The following is a 16,230-nucleotide window of genomic DNA, read 5'->3' as shown; positions in this document are numbered from 1 at the left end:
ATCGATCCTCCCGACGCTGATCAGTCGGTACTGTGATCCCGACCACACCGTCGGGACGAGCGAGGACACCGGTCATGGCGCAGACAGAACTGATCACTTTTCCGCACGAGAGCGGAGTGGGAGTGGCTACGCTCCCCGAGGCCTTCCAACAATCGATCACCATCCGGCCGGACGACGTGGCACTGCGGACCGTCGGCGGCATCCAGGAGATCACCTGGACGGAGTACGGACGCCGCGTGGAGGCGATCGCACGAGGCCTGGCCGGGCTGGGCGTCGGACCCGGGGACACCGTCGGCATCATGCTGACAAATCGTCCCGAGTTCCACCTCGTCGACACGGCGGCCCTTCATCTGGGTGCGGTGCCGTTCTCCATCTACAACACCAGTTCGCCCGAGCAGATCGAGTACCTCTTCGCCAACGCCGAGAACGCGGTGGTCATCACCGAGCAGGTGCTGCTTCCGGTGATCCGCGCCGCGCACACCGCCGTGACCACCACCATCGTCGTCGACGGTGTCGCAGGCGACGCGGTGTCCCTGGCGGACCTGGAACAGACCCCGGCGCCCGACGGATTCGACTTCGAGGCGTCCTGGCGGGCCGTCCGGCCGGAGGACCTGGCCACGATCATCTACACGTCGGGCACCACCGGGCCGCCCAAAGGTGTGGAGATCACCCACCGCAACATCATCGCCGAGCTCGTCGCGCTCGAGGAACACGTCGAGGCGGGTTTCGGTGACCGGGTCATCTCCTATCTCCCCGCAGCCCACATTGCCGATCGTGTGTCCTCGCATGCCGCGAACATGGTGCGGGGCATCCAGGTGACCACCGTCGCGGACCCACGGGAGATCGCGGCGGCACTGCCCGAAGTGCACCCGACGTTTTTCTTCGGTGTCCCACGGGTCTGGCAGAAGATCCGTGCCGGCATCGAGGCGAAGATGGCAGGCGAGACGAGCCCGGTGAAGAAGAACCTTGCGTCGTGGGCTCTCGGCGCCGGCGCGGCATCGGCGAAGGCCCACATGGCCGGACGAGGCGACGGGTTGGTCGGCGGCGTCCAGCACGGGCTCGCCGACAAACTGGTGTTGCACAAGATCCGCGAGGCGATCGGGATGGACCAGATCACGTTCGCCGGCTCCGGGGCCGCGGCGATCCCACCGGAGGTGTTGCAGTTCTTCCTCGGGCTGGGGGTGCCGGTTCTCGAGGTGTGGGGGATGTCGGAGACGACGGGTGTCTCGACGATGACCACATCGGAGAACCTCAAGATCGGCACGGTCGGCAAACCGGTGGCCGGGGTGGAGGTGAAACTCGCCGACGACGGCGAGCTGCTGATCCGGGGACCCGTGGTGATGCGTGGCTACCGTAAGCAGCCCGACAAGACCGCGGAGACGATCGACGCCGACGGCTGGCTCGCGACCGGCGACATCGCCACCATCGACGATGACGGCAATGTCACGATCGTCGATCGCAAGAAGGAACTCATCATCAACGAGGCCGGTAAGAACATGTCGCCCACCAACATCGAGAACGCCATGAAGGCGGCGTCGTCGCTGATCGGGCAGGTGGTGGCGATCGGCGATGCGAGACCCTTCATCTCGGCCCTGGTTGTGCTCGACCCGGATGCCGCCGCCGCCCGTGCGAAGATGCTCAACATGCCCGACGCGGACATCGCCACGCTGTCGGGCCATCAGTCGGTCGTCGAGGAGGTGGTCACCGCTATCCGCGAAGGAAACGGCAAACTGTCTCGGGTGGAGCAGATCAAGCGGTTCACCATCGTGCCGGCGGCCTGGGATCCGGGCGGCGACGAGCTGACGCCGACGATGAAGTTGCGCCGCAAGCCGATCGCGTCGAAGTACGCCGACCACATCGTTGAGATGTACCACGACACACCTTCCGCCGAGGTCATCGACCTCCGCTAGCGTCCTGCGCGTCGGTCGATGTGCCGATGGCCCAACCCCAGATCACCAGCCACACGGTCATCCCGCCGACCTGAATCCGTTGGGCCAGGCCCAATCGGTAGTCACCGGGAAGGTTGTCGGCGACGAGCATCCAGACAGTGGCCAGAGAAAGGATGACCAGGATGACCGTCCCGACGACTCGCAACGCGGGCCACCAGCCGTCGCGGCGTGCTGCGATCGTCGCCGCGACCATGGCCGTGAAGATCGAGAACACCGCGAGAGTGCTGGTCAGCGCGTGAATGTGGTGAAGCTGGGGAAGTAGGCCGCTGGGTTCGTTCGGGCAGTGGGGATCGACTCCCGGTATGCATTCGATGGGCGAGAGTGCGTCGGCGATGGTCGACGCACCGAAGGTGAACAGGGCGACTGTTGCTGTGACCGCAGGGAACCCGCGAAACCGAGGTCGGGGAACGAGCATGACGGCGGCGGCGAGCATGGCGGCGCAGGCGCTGATCACGTCGCCTGCGACGTACACGGCCCGGTGCGGCCGGTGCGCGGCGTCGAGCTCGCTGAGGAAACTGTTCAGGGGGTCGAGCGGAGTGGACCAGAAGAACTCGAGAACCCAGGATGAATAGCAGATTCCGGCGACTGCGACCAACAGGCCGGCGGTGATCACGCGGACCGTCGGCCGATGGGCGGGTGTTGTCGGCACCGGATGAGCCTACCGACGACCCGATCGGGTGGTGGCGAAGAGTCAGGACGCGACACAACGACCCGTGATCACACTACGATCAACTCGGACGGTTGTGACCCGACGCTCGTTTGTCGCTCTTTGTCGGGGCCGATCGGCCACCCCCTGTCAATCGCGACGCAGCGAGGAATGCCGAATGACCGAAGAATCCGTCCAGGAGCTCGGGCCCATCGATTATGTGGTTCTGGAGTGGCCCGACAAGCAGCCCAGTGGTGAGGCGATCCCGTACCTGATCGACCTCGTCGAACGGGGCATCATCCGTATCATCGACCTGGCTTTCGTGATGAAGGAAGCCGACGGGACCATCACGGAGATCGAGATCGACCGCCTCGGCGCGGAGTTCGCCGTCCTCGAGGGTGCCTCGGCGAATCTCCTCGAGACCGATGACATCGCCGAAGCGGCATCGGTTCTGGAGCCGGGCACCGCGGCTGCGGTCATCGTGTATGAAAACGCCTGGGCGGCACCGTTTGCCGCGGCGCTGAGGCGTAACGGCGCCCAGATGGTCGCCACCGGCCGGATCCCGTTCGAGGACATCGTCGAAGCTCTCGACCGATCCGAGGCCTGAGCTCGACGAAGACCTCGGACGGACATCGTCACACAGCCGTCATCACCCCGTAAGGAGAATCTCAATGCCCGGACTCATCCGCGCCGCCGCTCGTACCGCCGTCATCGCCGGAACCGCGACGTCGGTCAGCAACCGTGTATCGCGCCGACAGGCGAACCGTTGGGCGCAACAGGAATACGATAATCAGCAGCGTTATGCCCAGCCTGCCCCGGCCCCCGCGCCCGTGGCGGCTCCGGCTCCCGCCGCGGCTCCCCAACAGGACACCATCGAGCAGCTCAAGGAACTCGGTGCGCTCTATCAGCAGGGCATCTTGACCGAGCAGGAGTTCGCAGCGCAGAAGGCGAAGCTGCTCGGCAGCTGACCGTCACGGATCCGGAGATCCCGCGGCCGCCGTGTCCGGGGCGCCCAGTTCGGCGCCCGGGACACGGGGCAGCCGCCGTGCGATCACCAGGCCGAGAGCGGCCAGGAAGACGGCGAACAGGATCGACTTCTTGATGGACATGATCTGCGCGTCGAGGTAGTGCTGGACGAGCGAATCGGCCTCGGCGGCGGCGATCCCGTGCTGCTCGACGATCGCGTCGAGATCATCCTTGCTCAGGATGTCGATGCCGTCGGCCGACGCTTCGGCGATCTGGGTTTTGGTCTGCTGCGAGATGTTCGGATCGGCTTGCGCCGCTTCGTTGAAGCCCGCACTGAGTGATGCGATGAGCAACGCGCCCAGCATGGCGACCCCGACCGAGGTACCGATGTTCTGGGCCGTCCCCTGCAACCCGCCCGCCTCGCCCCGGTCCGAGTCGCCCACCGACGACATGATGACGTTGCCCAACTGTGAGGCGATGAAACCGAATCCGGCTCCGAACACAGCCATGCCCCCGGCGAACACCACGCTGTCCAACTGGGGTTCGATCGTCGTGATCAACAAGCACGACCCGACGATGACCAGGACGAGGCCGATGTTGACCATCCGGTGCGGGGATTGTGTCGCGGCGAGTTTCGGGCTCGAGAACGCCGCTATCAGCATCGCCACCGACATCGGTGCCAGTTTCAGGCCCGTCTCGAACGCGTTCTGCAACAAGACGTACTGCAGGTAGATCGGGATCACGAAGAACATGCCGCCGATGATCGCCTGCTGGGCGATCAGCATCACCAGGCCATTGCGCAATTGGAGGGTGCGCAGCAGGGGCGGATGCATCAACGGAACCCGCCCGGCGGAGATGACATGACGTTCCCAGTCGATGAAGCCGATCAGGATGAAGATCCCCGCGGCGATCATGAACGGAACGATCGAGAAGCCGAACGGCGTGATCTCGGTGCCGGCGATGGTCAACGCCCCGGACGGCCGGATGAACCCCCACGTCCCGGCTTTCAGCAGCGCGAGGACGACCAGCCCCAGGCCCAATGCGGAGAGGAAGGTACCGATCCAGTCCAGGCGGCGCGACGTCGACACGGCGGTGTCGGCGATGGCACGTACGCACAGGATGATCACCACACAGACGACCGTCTCCGCCGCGAAGACGACTCGCCACGTGAGGGTCTCGGTGACCCAGCCGCCGATGAGCGGGCCGGCTGCCGCGCCGGCCGCGGCGATGCCACCCAACGCGCCGTACGCGGTGGCCCGATCCTTGCCGTCGTAGTTGGTGGCGGTGAGCGAGATGATGGCCGGCATCACCAACACCGCACCGGCGCCTTCCACGAACGACCACCCGAACAACAGGACTCCGATGTTGGGACTGAAGGCCGTGATGAGCGAGCCCAATCCGTAGACGAGCAATCCGACCGAGAACACCCGGCGCCGTCCGAAGATGTCGCCGAGACGTCCGCCGAACAACATGAACGAACCCATCACCAGGGTGTAGAGCGTGATCGCCAACTGCACCTGGGTGATGGTCGTATCGAGGTCGACGACGACACTCGATACCGAAACGTTCATCACGGTCGTGTCGAGCACCATGATGAACTGAGCTGCACACAGAATGATCAGAACGCCCCAGCGTCGCACCCGGTAAGAGTATGTCGTGCCGACCGAGATCGTCGGGTTTCGATCCGGCGAATCACGGGTAACCGAGCCCCGTTCTGTCCATAGTGGAGTCAGGAGCCGTGCGGTTACCGGACACCGGTTTCGGCGACAAGGCTCCAGACGACGAAAGACGAGAGGAGTCCATGATGGCACTCGACGACGAGGACATCACCACCTCCAGCGGTGGCGGAGAAGGCGTCGCGGATGGCGGTTCGAATCCGGGCGGGCATGACGGCGGCGCCGATGGCACGGCCGACTCCGGAGAAGGTCCGGCCGACGGTGGTTCGAATCCGGACGGACACGACGGGGGCGCGGACGGGTCTGCCGGCGAGGGGCCGGCCGATGGCGGCTCGAACCCCGGTGGGCACGACGGAGGCGCCGACGGCACGGCGTGAGGGCCGCGCCACGCTGGGCCGACTGATATCCGGCGACCCCGACTCGTTCGCACGAGATCATTGGGGTCGCCGGCCGATGCTCAGCCGCGCCGAGTCGTTGCCCCGTGACTTCGGTGACCTGTTGTCGCCCGATACGGTCGACGAACTCCTCACCCGGCGGGGCGTACGCACCCCTTTCATCCGGATGGCCAAGGAGGGTGTCCTCCTGGGCCGGGATTGCTTCGCCGGGTCCGCCGGCTTCGGTTCCGAGATCGGCGACCAGGTCGATTCGGCAAAGGTTCTCGCACAGTTCGCCGACGGATCGACGATCGTGCTACAGGGTCTGCATCGGCTGTGGCCGCCGGTGATCGACTTCGTCCGCGGGATGGTCGACGCGCTCGGTCATCCGGTCCAGGCCAACGCCTACATCACTCCACCGGGCAGCCGGGGTTTCGATGCGCACTACGACGTGCATGACGTCTTCGTCCTGCAGGTGAGCGGGCCGAAGAGCTGGACCATCCACGAGCCGGTGCACCGGGATCCGCTCGCCGGCACGTCGTGGACGTCTCATCGAGGCGCCATCGACGACCGGGTGTGCGAAGCGCCGGTCATCGACACCGTGCTCTCGCCCGGCGACGCCCTGTACCTCCCGCGGGGCTGGATCCACTCCGCGCGCTCGATGGGGGAGACGTCGATTCACCTCACCATCGGGGTCGCGGCGGTCACGAAGTATGACGTGCTCCGCGCGCTGGTCGAGCAGCTTGCCGAGATCGACTGTCTGCGGGCGCCGCTGCCGATACCGCTGGACCTGGGCGACCCTGACGCGACGTCGGCGGTCGTGGCGACCACTTTGTCCGAGGTGGTCGACGTGATCCGTACTGCGCCAGACGATCTGGGGCATCGCGCCGCCGCCCGACTGACCAACTGGTTCGCGGATCGCACGCGGCCGGACCCGGTCAGGCCGCTGGCGACAACGGACGCGATCAGGGCCCTGGACGCGTCCACGCCGGTGCGTTGGCGACATGGCCTGATCGCACAGGTGAACCGTGGCTCCGATCGCGTCGACCTACGACTTGCCGATCGCACGATCAGCTTTCCCGGATGCTGCGCGCCCGCCGTCGACGCCGTCTATCGCGGGGCCCTCGTCACCGCAGACACCGTGCCCGGCCTCGACGCCGCCGACGGGCTGGTGTTGCTCCGCCGGCTGCTGCGTGAGGCTGTGGTGGTGCTCGCGGATTCTGCGCCGTCGGAGCACCTATGACCGATCGTCGACCGTGTAGCGACGAAGCCCGGGACCGCGACGATCCGATGTACGGCACCGCGTCGGCCGGCGCGCGCTGGGTGCTGCTCGAGTTGTCCGGCCCCTGGGGGCCGTCGGTCTTTCTGCAGTCGCCCAAGATCATCGAGCCCGGGTTGGGGCGCGCCATCGTGCGTCGGGTGGAGGCCGAAGGCATGCGGATCGTCGCGATCCGCAGACCGGGACGACGTCCGCAGACGCCTCGGTGGCGCTGGTACATCGCCGACGCCCGGCCCGGTTCGGAGACCATCCATCACGGCGAGGTGGCCGGTCCCGCGGATCTGCTCGACCTGTCACTCGATGGTTCCGATGGTGACGTCACCACGGAACCCGTCGTCGCGGTGTGCGCCCACGGTAAGCACGACCAATGTTGTGCCGTGCGGGGCCGGGCGGCGACCGCCGCGATCGCGGCGGCATTTCCGGACTGGACGTGGGAGTGCTCGCATCTCGGCGGGGACCGGTTCGCCGCGACGATGCTCGTCCTGCCACATGGACTGTGTTATGGCCGAGTCGATTCCGCCGCAGACCCGGCCGACCTGATCCGGTTGTACCGCGAGGGGCGGGTGGAGAATGCGCTCTTGCGGGGACGGACCTCGCTGCCGCACGCCGTCCAGGCCGCACAGCACTTCGTGCGGCAGCACACCGGCGACGATCGAATCGACACACTCGCCCCGAGCGATGTCCGGCGTGCCGATCACCGGATCCACGTCGTCCTCGACGGCGATGAGGGGAGCATCGAGGTCATTCTCGCCGAGCGACTCTCGGATCCCCTGCACTCGACGTGCGCGGCCGGCGTGGCCGGCCGCGTCCGCCAGTTCGTGCTCGAATCCCTGCGGATATGACCGTCAGGCCTTCGGCTTGGCCTCCACTGCGATGACCGGTGTTCCGACCGAGGTGTCGCCGTCGGCGATCTTCTCGACCGATGCGAACTTCTTCGTGTTCATCACGACGACCGGGGTGATGAGCGGATAGCCGGCCGCCTCGATCACCTTGCGGTCGAAGGTCACCAGCGGTGTGCCCGCCTCGACCTTCTGGCCGGCCTTGACCTTGACGTCGAATCCCTCACCCTTCAGTTGGACCGTGTCGATGCCGACGTGGATGAGCAACTCGATGCCCCCGTCGAGCACCAGCCCGAAGGCGTGTCCGGTCGGCTGGGCCGCCACGACCATGGCGTTGGCCGGAGCGAACACGGTGTCTCCCGACGGTTCGATCGCGACGCCGCCGCCCATGGTCCCCTTGGCGAACACCGGGTCCGGGACATCGCTCAGGGCCACGACCTTCCCGTCCAGCGGTGAGCCGATCTCGGTGACGACGCCCGTGGCCGTACTCGTCACCGCTGGTGCTTCCGCGGTGGCGGTGGCCGTGGCCGTTGCGGTGCCCGCGCCGGCGCTGCGCCGCTCGGCCTGCGCGATCGCGGCCGCCGCGGCGATCGCTTCGGCAGAATCGTCGATCGGGATCGCCCCGGCATGTTCCAGGCCGGCATCCCGCGCAGCCTCGAACTGCTGTTGCTGCTCGGGGGTGCGATAGCCCGACAACACCACGAGGATCATCGCGACGATGAACGCCGCCGCCACCGCGATGCCGTACAGGATGATGCTGTCGAAGGCCGGAATGGTCAGCAGGGAGGTGAACACGAAGGCGTTGGTGGTCACGCCGCCGCCGATACCGATGATGAGACCGCCTATGAAACAGCCGACGAGCATTCGTGGATAGATCCGTTTGAATCGCAGATGGATGCCGTAGAGCGATGGTTCGGAGATACCGCCGAGCAGACCGGCGGCCAGGGCTCCGGTCGCGGTTTGGCGCATCTGCATGTCGCGTTCCCGCCAGGCGATCAGCAGGACACCCGCGGTCGCACCGAAGCACGCGAAGTTCCACGCACCCATGGGGCCCTGGATGAAGTCGTAGCCGATCGTCTGGATGTTGAGCAGCATGATGGCGTTGATCGGCCAGTGCAGACCCAGCGGCACCATGAACGGATAGGCGAGTGGGATCACGATCGCGAAGATGAACGGCGAGAAGTCGTTGATCGACTTGAGGATGTCGGCCAGACCGGCGCCGACATAGACACCGATCGGCCCGATGATGAAGGCTGTCAGCGGGATCATGATCAGCATCGCGAGGAACGGGACGAAGATCAGCTGGACGTTCTCGGGGATGATCTTCTTGAGGCCCTTGTACAGCGGACCGAGCACCGCGGCCATCAGCAGCGGTGGGAAGACCTGCGAGCTGTAGTCGAACACCGTCAACGGGATGCCGAAGATGTCGACGGTGTTGACCTCGAACCCGAAGATCGTGTGCTGAGTGGACTGGTCCATGAGCGCGCTGAATCCCGGGAGCATCAGCACGGCCATGATCGCGAAGCCGACCCAGGGGTCCGCGTTCAGCTTCTTTGATGCGTTGTAGGCGATCATCAACGGCAGGAAGACGAACACACACTGCCAGCAGAGATTCACGAACTGCCACGACGGCGACAACTCGGTACGCGGATCGGCCCAGTTGCCGATCACGTCGAGCGTGCTCATCAACGACATGAAGGTGATGAACAGAGACGCGCCCAGCAGTGCGCCGAGAATCGGGCGGAACGAATCGGACAGGTATTCGAAGAGCGAGTCGAGCCAGGCCGACTTGCCCCGTGGCCCCTTCGCGCGTTCGGCTGCCTTGATCGCGGCGGCGGAGGTGGGACCGCCGCCCAGCCCCGGCAGCGCCATGATCTCGTTGTAAACCGTCTGCACGGCACCGCCGATGACGATCTGATAGCGGTCGCCCGCTTGCGGGACCGCCCCCATCACGCCGTCGATCGCCTCCAACGCATCTTGGTCGACGCCGGAGGCGTCGACCAACTGGAAGCGCAACCGTGTCGCGCAATGGGTGAGGCTTGCGATGTTGTCCGCGCCGCCGACGTTCTCGACGATTGCGGCAGCCGTATTGGTGGACATGACGCTCCCTACTAGAGTGCCCGTTCTTGAGTTGTTGAGTCTCAATACGGGCGTGTCCGACAAACACGCCCGGTGTGTCGGATCGTATCCCTCTGACTGCCCACACGGGTCCAGATCAGAAAGGAGATAGGCAACGGTGACCACCTGGTCCCCGTAGCGGCCCCTCATCGGGCACGACGAGCCGCGACAAAAGTGAGGCAGATGCCCCACGCGCCGGTGGCGGTCCCGGTTCGAGACTGACGTCATGAACATTCACACACCCCAGGGGGCGGTCGACGCCCTGTATGCAGACCCTGACCTTCCGAATGGACCCGACGAACGCTTCAGCGGCTACGGGGTGATGGGGATTCCCTTCGCCTCAGGCCACTACCTCGCGATGCGAGACATGCTCGCCAGCTCGATCGGACCGGCCTACACGACGATATGGCACCGGGACCCACACGGACACTGGACAATTCACACGAATGCTGCCCCAGAGGTGAGCTGCCCCCGTTATTTCGGCGCCGGTGCGACCGTGCAAACGGCCGGACGCATCGACGTGTCCTGGATCGATGAGTCCGTGCTCGACGTGACGCTCGAGGACGAGGTGTACTGGCGAATCGAGGTCTCCGCCTCGCCGGCGACAACCGTGATGACGGCGATGAGCTCTGCGATGCCCACCCGGGCGTGGACCAGCAGGACGGTGTTGGGGTCGATGGGACCGATGGCCGCCGTCATGCTGCGCTCGGGCCGGGTGCGTCTGTGCGGTCGCACGCCGAACGGGCAGACCTTCAAGGCCGCGCCGCTGCAGGTCTGGCGGGTGGCGGCGAGCTCGGCCACCTATCGCGGCGAGGATCTCGGGACGCCTGCGCCGTTGGCGGAGCAGGCCCGGCTCGGTGACCTGTGGCTTCCCCAGCGCGGGATCTTCTTCGTCGGCCGTGCCCGGTTCACGCCCGCCGACAGCGCGCACGATGCGGGCACCACATCGCACGCGGAGGCCGCCCGATGACCACCGTCGAGAACCGGGCGGGCGCCGCGATCACCGGCCGGGTGGCCGGCCTGATCTACGGTGCCGGTGCGTACACGCTGTTTCTGGTGGTCTTCCTGTGGGCCATCGCCTTCGTCGAGGACATCCATCTCACGCTCGGTGAGGTCGACCTGGTGCCGCGCACCATCGACCGGGGTGGCCCGATCACCTCGGTCGGGATCGCGTTGGTGGTGGATCTGCTGCTGCTGACGCTGTTCGCCGTGCAGCACAGCGTGATGGCCCGCGCCGGCTTCAAGCGATGGTGGACGCGCATCGTGCCCGCACCGATCGAGAGGAGCACGTTCGTGCTCGCCGCGACGGTCTGCCTCGCCGCGCTGATGTGGTGGTGGCACCCGATCACCGCCTCGCTGTGGGACGTGTCGGGAACAATCATGTCGGGCCTGCTCATCGCGGTGTCGCTGGCCGGATGGCTCCTCGTCCTGACGTCGACGTTCCTGATCGACCACTTCGATCTGTTCGGACTGCGGCAAGTCGTCGCCAACGCTCGGGGGCGCACGACCCCGCCGTACCGCTTCGTCACGCCGCTCTGGTACGGAATCGTCCGGCACCCGATCTATCTGGGCTTTCTCATCGCCTTCTGGGTGACTCCGACGATGACAGGCGGTCACCTCGTCTTCGCCGGTGCCACCACCGGATTCATCCTCGTCGGAATCCACTTGGAGGAACGGGACCTGGTGAGTGCGTTCGGCAATGACTACTCGGCGTACCGCCGACGGGTGCCGATGCTCGTGCCCGGTCTGCGCCACCGCGCCTGATCGCCGTGTCTGATCCGCGAAACGTGCATCGTCGGGTGACTGACACCGGACGGCGTGGGGGCGAGAATGAGCTGATGACCGGGCCATCTCCGCTGCCGCGGCGCGTGGAGGTACTGGCCGGGCTCTCCGTCGCCATCGACCTCGGGCTCGGCCAACCTGCCGAGCACATGCTCCGGTCGGCGATCATCGCGTGTCGGTTGTCCGACCGGCTGGGGCTCACCACGGCTCAACGGGCCACCGTCTATTACGCCACGCTGGTCATGTGGATCGGCTGTCATGCCGACTCCCAGGAGTACGCGCGGTGGTTCGGCGACGACATCGCGGTTCGTCGGGATTCGTATCTCGTGGATTGGTCGGGGCTGCCTTATCTTCGGTTCCTGCTCGGCAATGTCGGCCGTGGCGAGCCGATGGGTCAGCGGGCCAAGACGATGGCGACCCTGTTCCGCGATGCCCGCGGACAGATCGCGGCCCTCGTCCACTCCCATTGCATGTCGGCGGCGGCCCTCGCCCGCCACATCGGGCTCGGTTCGGAGGTCGAGCACGCGATCGCGTTCACCTTCGAACGCTATGACGGGGGCGGCATGCCGAGCGGTGCGTCGGGCGACGGCATCCCGATCGAGATGCGGGTCGCCCAGCTGGCCGACATGGTCGAGGTCCATCAACGCACTTACGGTATCGACGGCGCGGTGGCGATGGCGCGCAGCAGGCGCGGGGGCCACTTCGACCCGGCGGTCGTCGACGTGTTCGTCGATGAGGCCGAGGACCTGTTCGCGACACCGGCAGAGGATCCGTGGAGAGTGGCCCTGGATCTCGCCCCCGACTCGGAGGTCCGCTTGGACGGTCCCGGTCTCGACGCCCTGCTCATCGCTGTCGGAGACTTTGTCGACCTCAAGTGTCCTTTTGCGCTCGGTCATTCCCGATCAGTGGCCGCGCTCGCGGAATCTGCGTCGGTGCGTCTGGGGCTCGGCGGAACGGACACCGATGCAGTGCGTCGTGCCGGCTACCTGCACGACGTCGGACGCATCGGTGTGTCGAATCAGATCTGGTCCAAACCCGGCGAGTTGACCGGTGCCGAGTGGGAACGGGTTCGGATGCACCCGTATCTGACCGATCGCGTGCTCACGCGCATCGCGGGACTGGGCGACGTGGCCGCGATCGCCCGCGCCCACCACGAGCGGCTGGACGGCAGCGGGTATCCGCTGGGGATCGGGGGAGCGGCACTCGGAAGGACACAACGGTTGCTGGCGGCAGCCGTCGCCTATCAGTCCGCACTCGAGCCGAGGCCCTACCGGGAGGCGTTGCGCCCAGAGGAAGCCGTGCAGCGGCTCAAACAACGCGCGGACGGGCAGGCCCTGGACCGTGACTGTGTGGAGGCTGTGCTGGCCGCGGCCGGCCACCGCCGTGCGCGCATCCACCGCGACGACTCGCTGACGCCCCGGGAGGCCGAGATTCTCGGCCTGGTTGCCCGCGGGCTGTCGAACCGGGACATCGCGGAGCGACTTGTGTTGAGCGAGAAGACTGTCCGCAATCACGTCGAGCGGACCTACGTCAAGATCGGTGCGTCGAATCGGGTGGGCGCGAGCCTGTATGCTTTGCGCACCGGGCTCGTCACCCCAGACGGCGGGTGATGCCGTCGCTCGTAGGCCCCGATCTCAGCACGCAGGAGGTCAGCTCGCGGGAGGTCAACTCGCGGGGGTCAACTCGCGGACCTCGCCCAGCTCCAACACCTCCATCGGTGTCTTGGTGAGCGAGTTCTCGCCCAGGAACATGCCCGCGGTGGCCTTGCCGGTGTCGCTGAGCATGATGTCGTGGATCGCGATCATCTTCTGCGGGGCGAGTGCTCGCACGTAGTCGATGGCCTGTTCGGTGGAGATCCACGGGCCGCTGATCGGGAGCAAGAGCACGTCGACCTTACGGTCGGGGTTCAGGTACGCGTCGCCGGGATGGAAGACGCTGCCGTCGATGAGGAATCCGGCGTTGTCGACCATCGGTATCTCGGGATGGATGATCGCGTGGTCGGCGACGAACGCCTGAACATCGAACCCGGCGACGCTGAAGGAGTCGCCGGTCGTGACGGCGTGCACCCGGTCGCCGACGTCGGACAGCGCGCCGGTGACCGCGGCCGGTCCGTACAGGTGGAGCTCGGGCCGATCAGTCATCGCGCTCAGGATCGCGTCGGCGTCGAAATGATCGAAATGCTCGTGCGTGATGAGTACCGCATCAGCCTGCGCCAGCAGATCCGGCGTGTTCGGGGTCAGGCTTCCGGGGTCGATCAGCACGATGCCGTCGCCTTTGTCGAGGGTGACGGTGGCGTGGGTGTGCTTGGTGAGACGCATGAATCCTCCTGGTCTGCAAACCTACTCCGACAGCAAGGCCAGACCGACTGTACGCCCCGAGACAAATTAGTCAATTAAGACTGATAAGTGTAAGTTGACGATCATGGGCGATCTCGACGTGCTGGACGTGGCATCCCAACTGCGTCTCTCCGTCGGTGCGCTGGTGCGCCAGTTGCGCCAGCACCGCGACCCCGACGATCCGAGCGTCCCGGAGATGATGGTGCTCGCACGCCTGGACCGTGACGGTCCGAGCTCGTCGGCCGACCTCGCCCGTCGTGAGCAGATCAGCCCGCAGTCGATGGGGGTCACGATCGCCGGATTGCAGGAGCGCGGATTGATCGATCGCGCCCAGGATCCGGCCGACGGTCGCCGGATCGTGCTGACCCTCACTCCGAAGGGGCTCGAGGCGCTGACGGGACGCCGCAACCAACGGACCCATGCCATCGCCGATGCGATGACAGTGGCGCTCACCGACGACGAGATCACCACCCTCGCGGCCGCTCTTCCGTTGCTCGACCGGTTGCGGGCGGCCCTGTGACCGCGACGTCGACGCGGCCGTCTCCCGAGGCGGGCTCGGCCGCGCCGAACGATCACTACCGCTGGATTGCCCTGTCGAACACCACCGCGGCGGTTTTCATGTCCGCATTGGACGGCTCGATCGTCATCATCTCCCTACCCGCGATCTTCCGGGGGATCGGGCTCGATCCGCTCGCGGCCGAGAACATCGGCTACCTGCTCTGGATGATCATGGGCTATCGGCTGGTGCAGGCGGTGGCCGTGACCACGCTGGGCCGGCTCGGCGACATGTTCGGTCGGGTGCGGATCTACAACGCCGGATTCGCGGTGTTCACCGTGGCATCGATCTTGTTGTCGTTCGACCCATTTCATGCGTCGGGTGCGGCCGTGTGGCTGATCGCGTGGCGGGTGTTGCAGGCCCTCGGCGGATCCATGCTGACGGGCAACTCGGCGGCGATCCTCACCGACGCCTTCCCGGCCGACCGTCGTGGATTTGCGCTGGGCCTCAACCAGGTTGCCGCGCTGGCGGGTCAGCTGACCGGGCTGGTGCTCGGTGGGTTACTGGCGGCCTGGGACTGGCGGGCGGTCTTCTGGGTGAACGTGCCTGTGGGGATCTTCTTCACGTTGTGGGCCTATCTCAAGCTGCGTGACAACGGGGAACGGCACCCCGGCCGGATCGACTGGTGGGGCAACGGGACGTTCGCTGTGGGGCTGTCGGCGATCCTGATCGCCATCACCATCGGGCTGCAGCCGCGCGGCGGACACACGATGGGGTGGGCCGACCCGATCACCCTCGGGCTGCTCGCCGCCGGCATCGTGCTCCTCGTCGCGTTCGTGTTCATCGAGAAGCGGGTCGCCGAGCCGATGATCCAGCTCGAGCTCTTCCGCATCCGTGCTTTCAGCGCCGGCAACGCCGCCGCGCTGTGTGCATCGCTCGCGCAAGGCGGTTTGCAGTTCATCCTGATCATCTGGCTGCAGGGCATCTGGTTGCCACTGCACGGCTACGACTACGCCGACACCCCCTTGTGGGCAGGCATTTTCATGTTGCCACTGACGTTGGGTTTCTTCGTGTCGGGGCCGTTGACCGGTGCCATGTCCGACCGTTTCGGCGCGCGGGGATTCGCCACCGTGGGCATGGTCGTGTTCGGGTCGAGCTTCGTCGGGCTGCTGTTCCTGCCGATCAGCTTCCCGTACTGGGCATTCGCGATCCTGATCGCCATCAACGGCATCGGCACCGGTATGTTCGCGGCGCCCAACACGTCGTCGATCATGAGCAGCGTGCCGGCCCGCTACCGCGGTGTCGCGTCGGGGATGCGCGCGACGTTCCAGAATTCCGGTACCGCACTGTCGATCGGGGTCTTCTTCTCGCTCATGGTGGTCGGCTTGTCGGCAAACCTGCCCGAGGCGATGTCGGCGGGTCTCCAACAGCAGGGCGTCTCGGCCGGCGTGGCAACCGATGTCGCTCATCTGCCGCCGGTGGCGTCGCTCTTCTCGGCGATGCTGGGTGTGAACCCCGTGGAGCACCTGCTGTCGGGAACGGGGACGCTGGACAGCCTCACCGCCGCTCAGGTCGACCACCTGACCGGTCACACCTTCTTCCCGAACCTGCTGTCCGGGCCGTTCCACGACGGACTCGTGGTGGTGTTCGCGGTCTCGATCGCACTGTCGGTCTGTGCCGCCGTCGCTTCCGCACTCAGGGGACCTCGGACCAGAGCGGCAGAGGTGACGTTGGGCCCTTCCCACGACTGACCGGGTGCGCGACGATCG

The 16,230-nt window shown here is 66.3% G+C and carries 15 protein-coding genes; 11 read left to right on the top strand and 4 right to left on the bottom strand.

What is annotated here, in order from left to right; all coding sequences use genetic code 11:
• Positions 1 to 74: 74 nt before the first annotated feature.
• Positions 75 to 1,910, top strand: a complete 1,836-nt coding sequence (locus AC4AMJ_RS09805; protein WP_489917954.1) for an AMP-dependent synthetase/ligase — start codon at positions 75 to 77, stop codon at positions 1,908 to 1,910.
• On the opposite strand, the gene AC4AMJ_RS09800 is transcribed toward AC4AMJ_RS09805, so the two are convergent.
• Entirely contained in the window at positions 1,894 to 2,598 is a 705-nt protein-coding gene (locus AC4AMJ_RS09800) for a DUF998 domain-containing protein (RefSeq protein ID WP_489917953.1), read from the bottom strand. The genes AC4AMJ_RS09805 and AC4AMJ_RS09800 overlap by 17 nt on opposite strands.
• A 175-nt stretch (positions 2,599 to 2,773) precedes the next feature.
• Between AC4AMJ_RS09800 and AC4AMJ_RS09795 the strand changes: the two genes are divergently transcribed.
• A complete protein-coding gene (locus AC4AMJ_RS09795) occupies positions 2,774 to 3,202 on the top strand; it encodes a DUF6325 family protein (RefSeq protein ID WP_489896060.1) in 429 nt (142 codons plus the stop codon).
• A 64-nt stretch (positions 3,203 to 3,266) separates the two neighbouring features.
• The gene (locus AC4AMJ_RS09790; protein WP_489896059.1) at positions 3,267 to 3,563 is read left to right on the top strand and encodes an SHOCT domain-containing protein; all 297 of its coding nucleotides are present in this window, start codon (positions 3,267 to 3,269) and stop codon (positions 3,561 to 3,563) included.
• Between the two features lie 3 nt (positions 3,564 to 3,566).
• On the opposite strand, the gene AC4AMJ_RS09785 is transcribed toward AC4AMJ_RS09790, so the two are convergent.
• Positions 3,567 to 5,201, bottom strand: a complete 1,635-nt coding sequence (locus AC4AMJ_RS09785; protein ID WP_489917952.1) for an MFS transporter — start codon at positions 5,199 to 5,201, stop codon at positions 3,567 to 3,569.
• A 164-nt stretch (positions 5,202 to 5,365) separates the two neighbouring features.
• Here AC4AMJ_RS09785 and AC4AMJ_RS09780 point away from each other — a divergent pair, with 164 nt between their 5' ends.
• Genes AC4AMJ_RS09780 through AC4AMJ_RS09770 form a run of 3 tightly spaced genes read left to right on the top strand, consistent with a single transcriptional unit; the run spans position 5,366 to position 7,732 of the window.
• Positions 5,366 to 5,614 (top strand): BatC protein, encoded by a 249-nt coding sequence (locus tag AC4AMJ_RS09780; protein WP_489900925.1) that lies wholly within the window; start codon positions 5,366 to 5,368, stop codon positions 5,612 to 5,614.
• Positions 5,562 to 6,854: a cupin domain-containing protein gene (locus AC4AMJ_RS09775; RefSeq protein ID WP_489896057.1), complete on the top strand. Its 1,293-nt coding sequence runs from the start codon at positions 5,562 to 5,564 to the stop codon at positions 6,852 to 6,854. The genes AC4AMJ_RS09780 and AC4AMJ_RS09775 overlap by 53 nt, the downstream gene beginning before the upstream one ends.
• Complete coding sequence (locus AC4AMJ_RS09770) at positions 6,851 to 7,732, top strand: ferredoxin family protein (RefSeq protein ID WP_489896056.1); 882 nt, start codon at positions 6,851 to 6,853, stop codon at positions 7,730 to 7,732. Before AC4AMJ_RS09775 ends, AC4AMJ_RS09770 begins: the two co-directional genes overlap by 4 nt.
• A 3-nt stretch (positions 7,733 to 7,735) precedes the next feature.
• Here AC4AMJ_RS09770 and AC4AMJ_RS09765 read toward each other — a convergent pair whose 3' ends face one another.
• A complete protein-coding gene (locus tag AC4AMJ_RS09765; RefSeq protein WP_489917951.1) occupies positions 7,736 to 9,829 on the bottom strand; it encodes a glucose PTS transporter subunit IIA in 2,094 nt (697 codons plus the stop codon).
• Positions 9,830 to 10,073: 244 nt separating this feature from the next.
• Between AC4AMJ_RS09765 and AC4AMJ_RS09760 the strand changes: the two genes are divergently transcribed.
• From AC4AMJ_RS09760 to AC4AMJ_RS09750, 3 genes are all read left to right on the top strand, one after another.
• Entirely contained in the window at positions 10,074 to 10,817 is a 744-nt protein-coding gene (locus tag AC4AMJ_RS09760; protein ID WP_489917950.1) for a hypothetical protein, read from the top strand.
• On the top strand, positions 10,814 to 11,611 hold the full coding sequence (gene mddA, locus AC4AMJ_RS09755) for a methanethiol S-methyltransferase (RefSeq protein WP_489917949.1): 798 nt from the start codon (positions 10,814 to 10,816) through the stop codon (positions 11,609 to 11,611). Before AC4AMJ_RS09760 ends, mddA begins: the two co-directional genes overlap by 4 nt.
• A gap of 74 nt (positions 11,612 to 11,685) precedes the next feature.
• Positions 11,686 to 13,239 (top strand): HD domain-containing phosphohydrolase, encoded by a 1,554-nt coding sequence (locus AC4AMJ_RS09750; RefSeq protein WP_489917948.1) that lies wholly within the window; start codon positions 11,686 to 11,688, stop codon positions 13,237 to 13,239.
• A 54-nt stretch (positions 13,240 to 13,293) separates the two neighbouring features.
• Here the strand turns inward: AC4AMJ_RS09750 and AC4AMJ_RS09745 are convergent, their stop codons facing one another.
• The gene (locus AC4AMJ_RS09745; protein ID WP_489917947.1) at positions 13,294 to 13,947 is read right to left on the bottom strand and encodes an MBL fold metallo-hydrolase; all 654 of its coding nucleotides are present in this window, start codon (positions 13,945 to 13,947) and stop codon (positions 13,294 to 13,296) included.
• 103 nt (positions 13,948 to 14,050) lie between these two features.
• Here AC4AMJ_RS09745 and AC4AMJ_RS09740 point away from each other — a divergent pair, with 103 nt between their 5' ends.
• Positions 14,051 to 14,485 (top strand): MarR family winged helix-turn-helix transcriptional regulator, encoded by a 435-nt coding sequence (locus tag AC4AMJ_RS09740; protein WP_489896050.1) that lies wholly within the window; start codon positions 14,051 to 14,053, stop codon positions 14,483 to 14,485.
• Positions 14,486 to 14,583: 98 nt separating this feature from the next.
• Complete coding sequence (locus AC4AMJ_RS09735) at positions 14,584 to 16,212, top strand: MFS transporter (RefSeq protein ID WP_489918408.1); 1,629 nt, start codon at positions 14,584 to 14,586, stop codon at positions 16,210 to 16,212.
• The last annotated feature ends 18 nt before the right edge of the window (positions 16,213 to 16,230 follow it).

The organism is Gordonia sp. LMA484 (assembly GCF_058129505.1).
The sequence above is the reverse complement of the archived record's forward strand: the minus strand, read 5'-3'. Positions and strand labels throughout refer to the sequence as shown.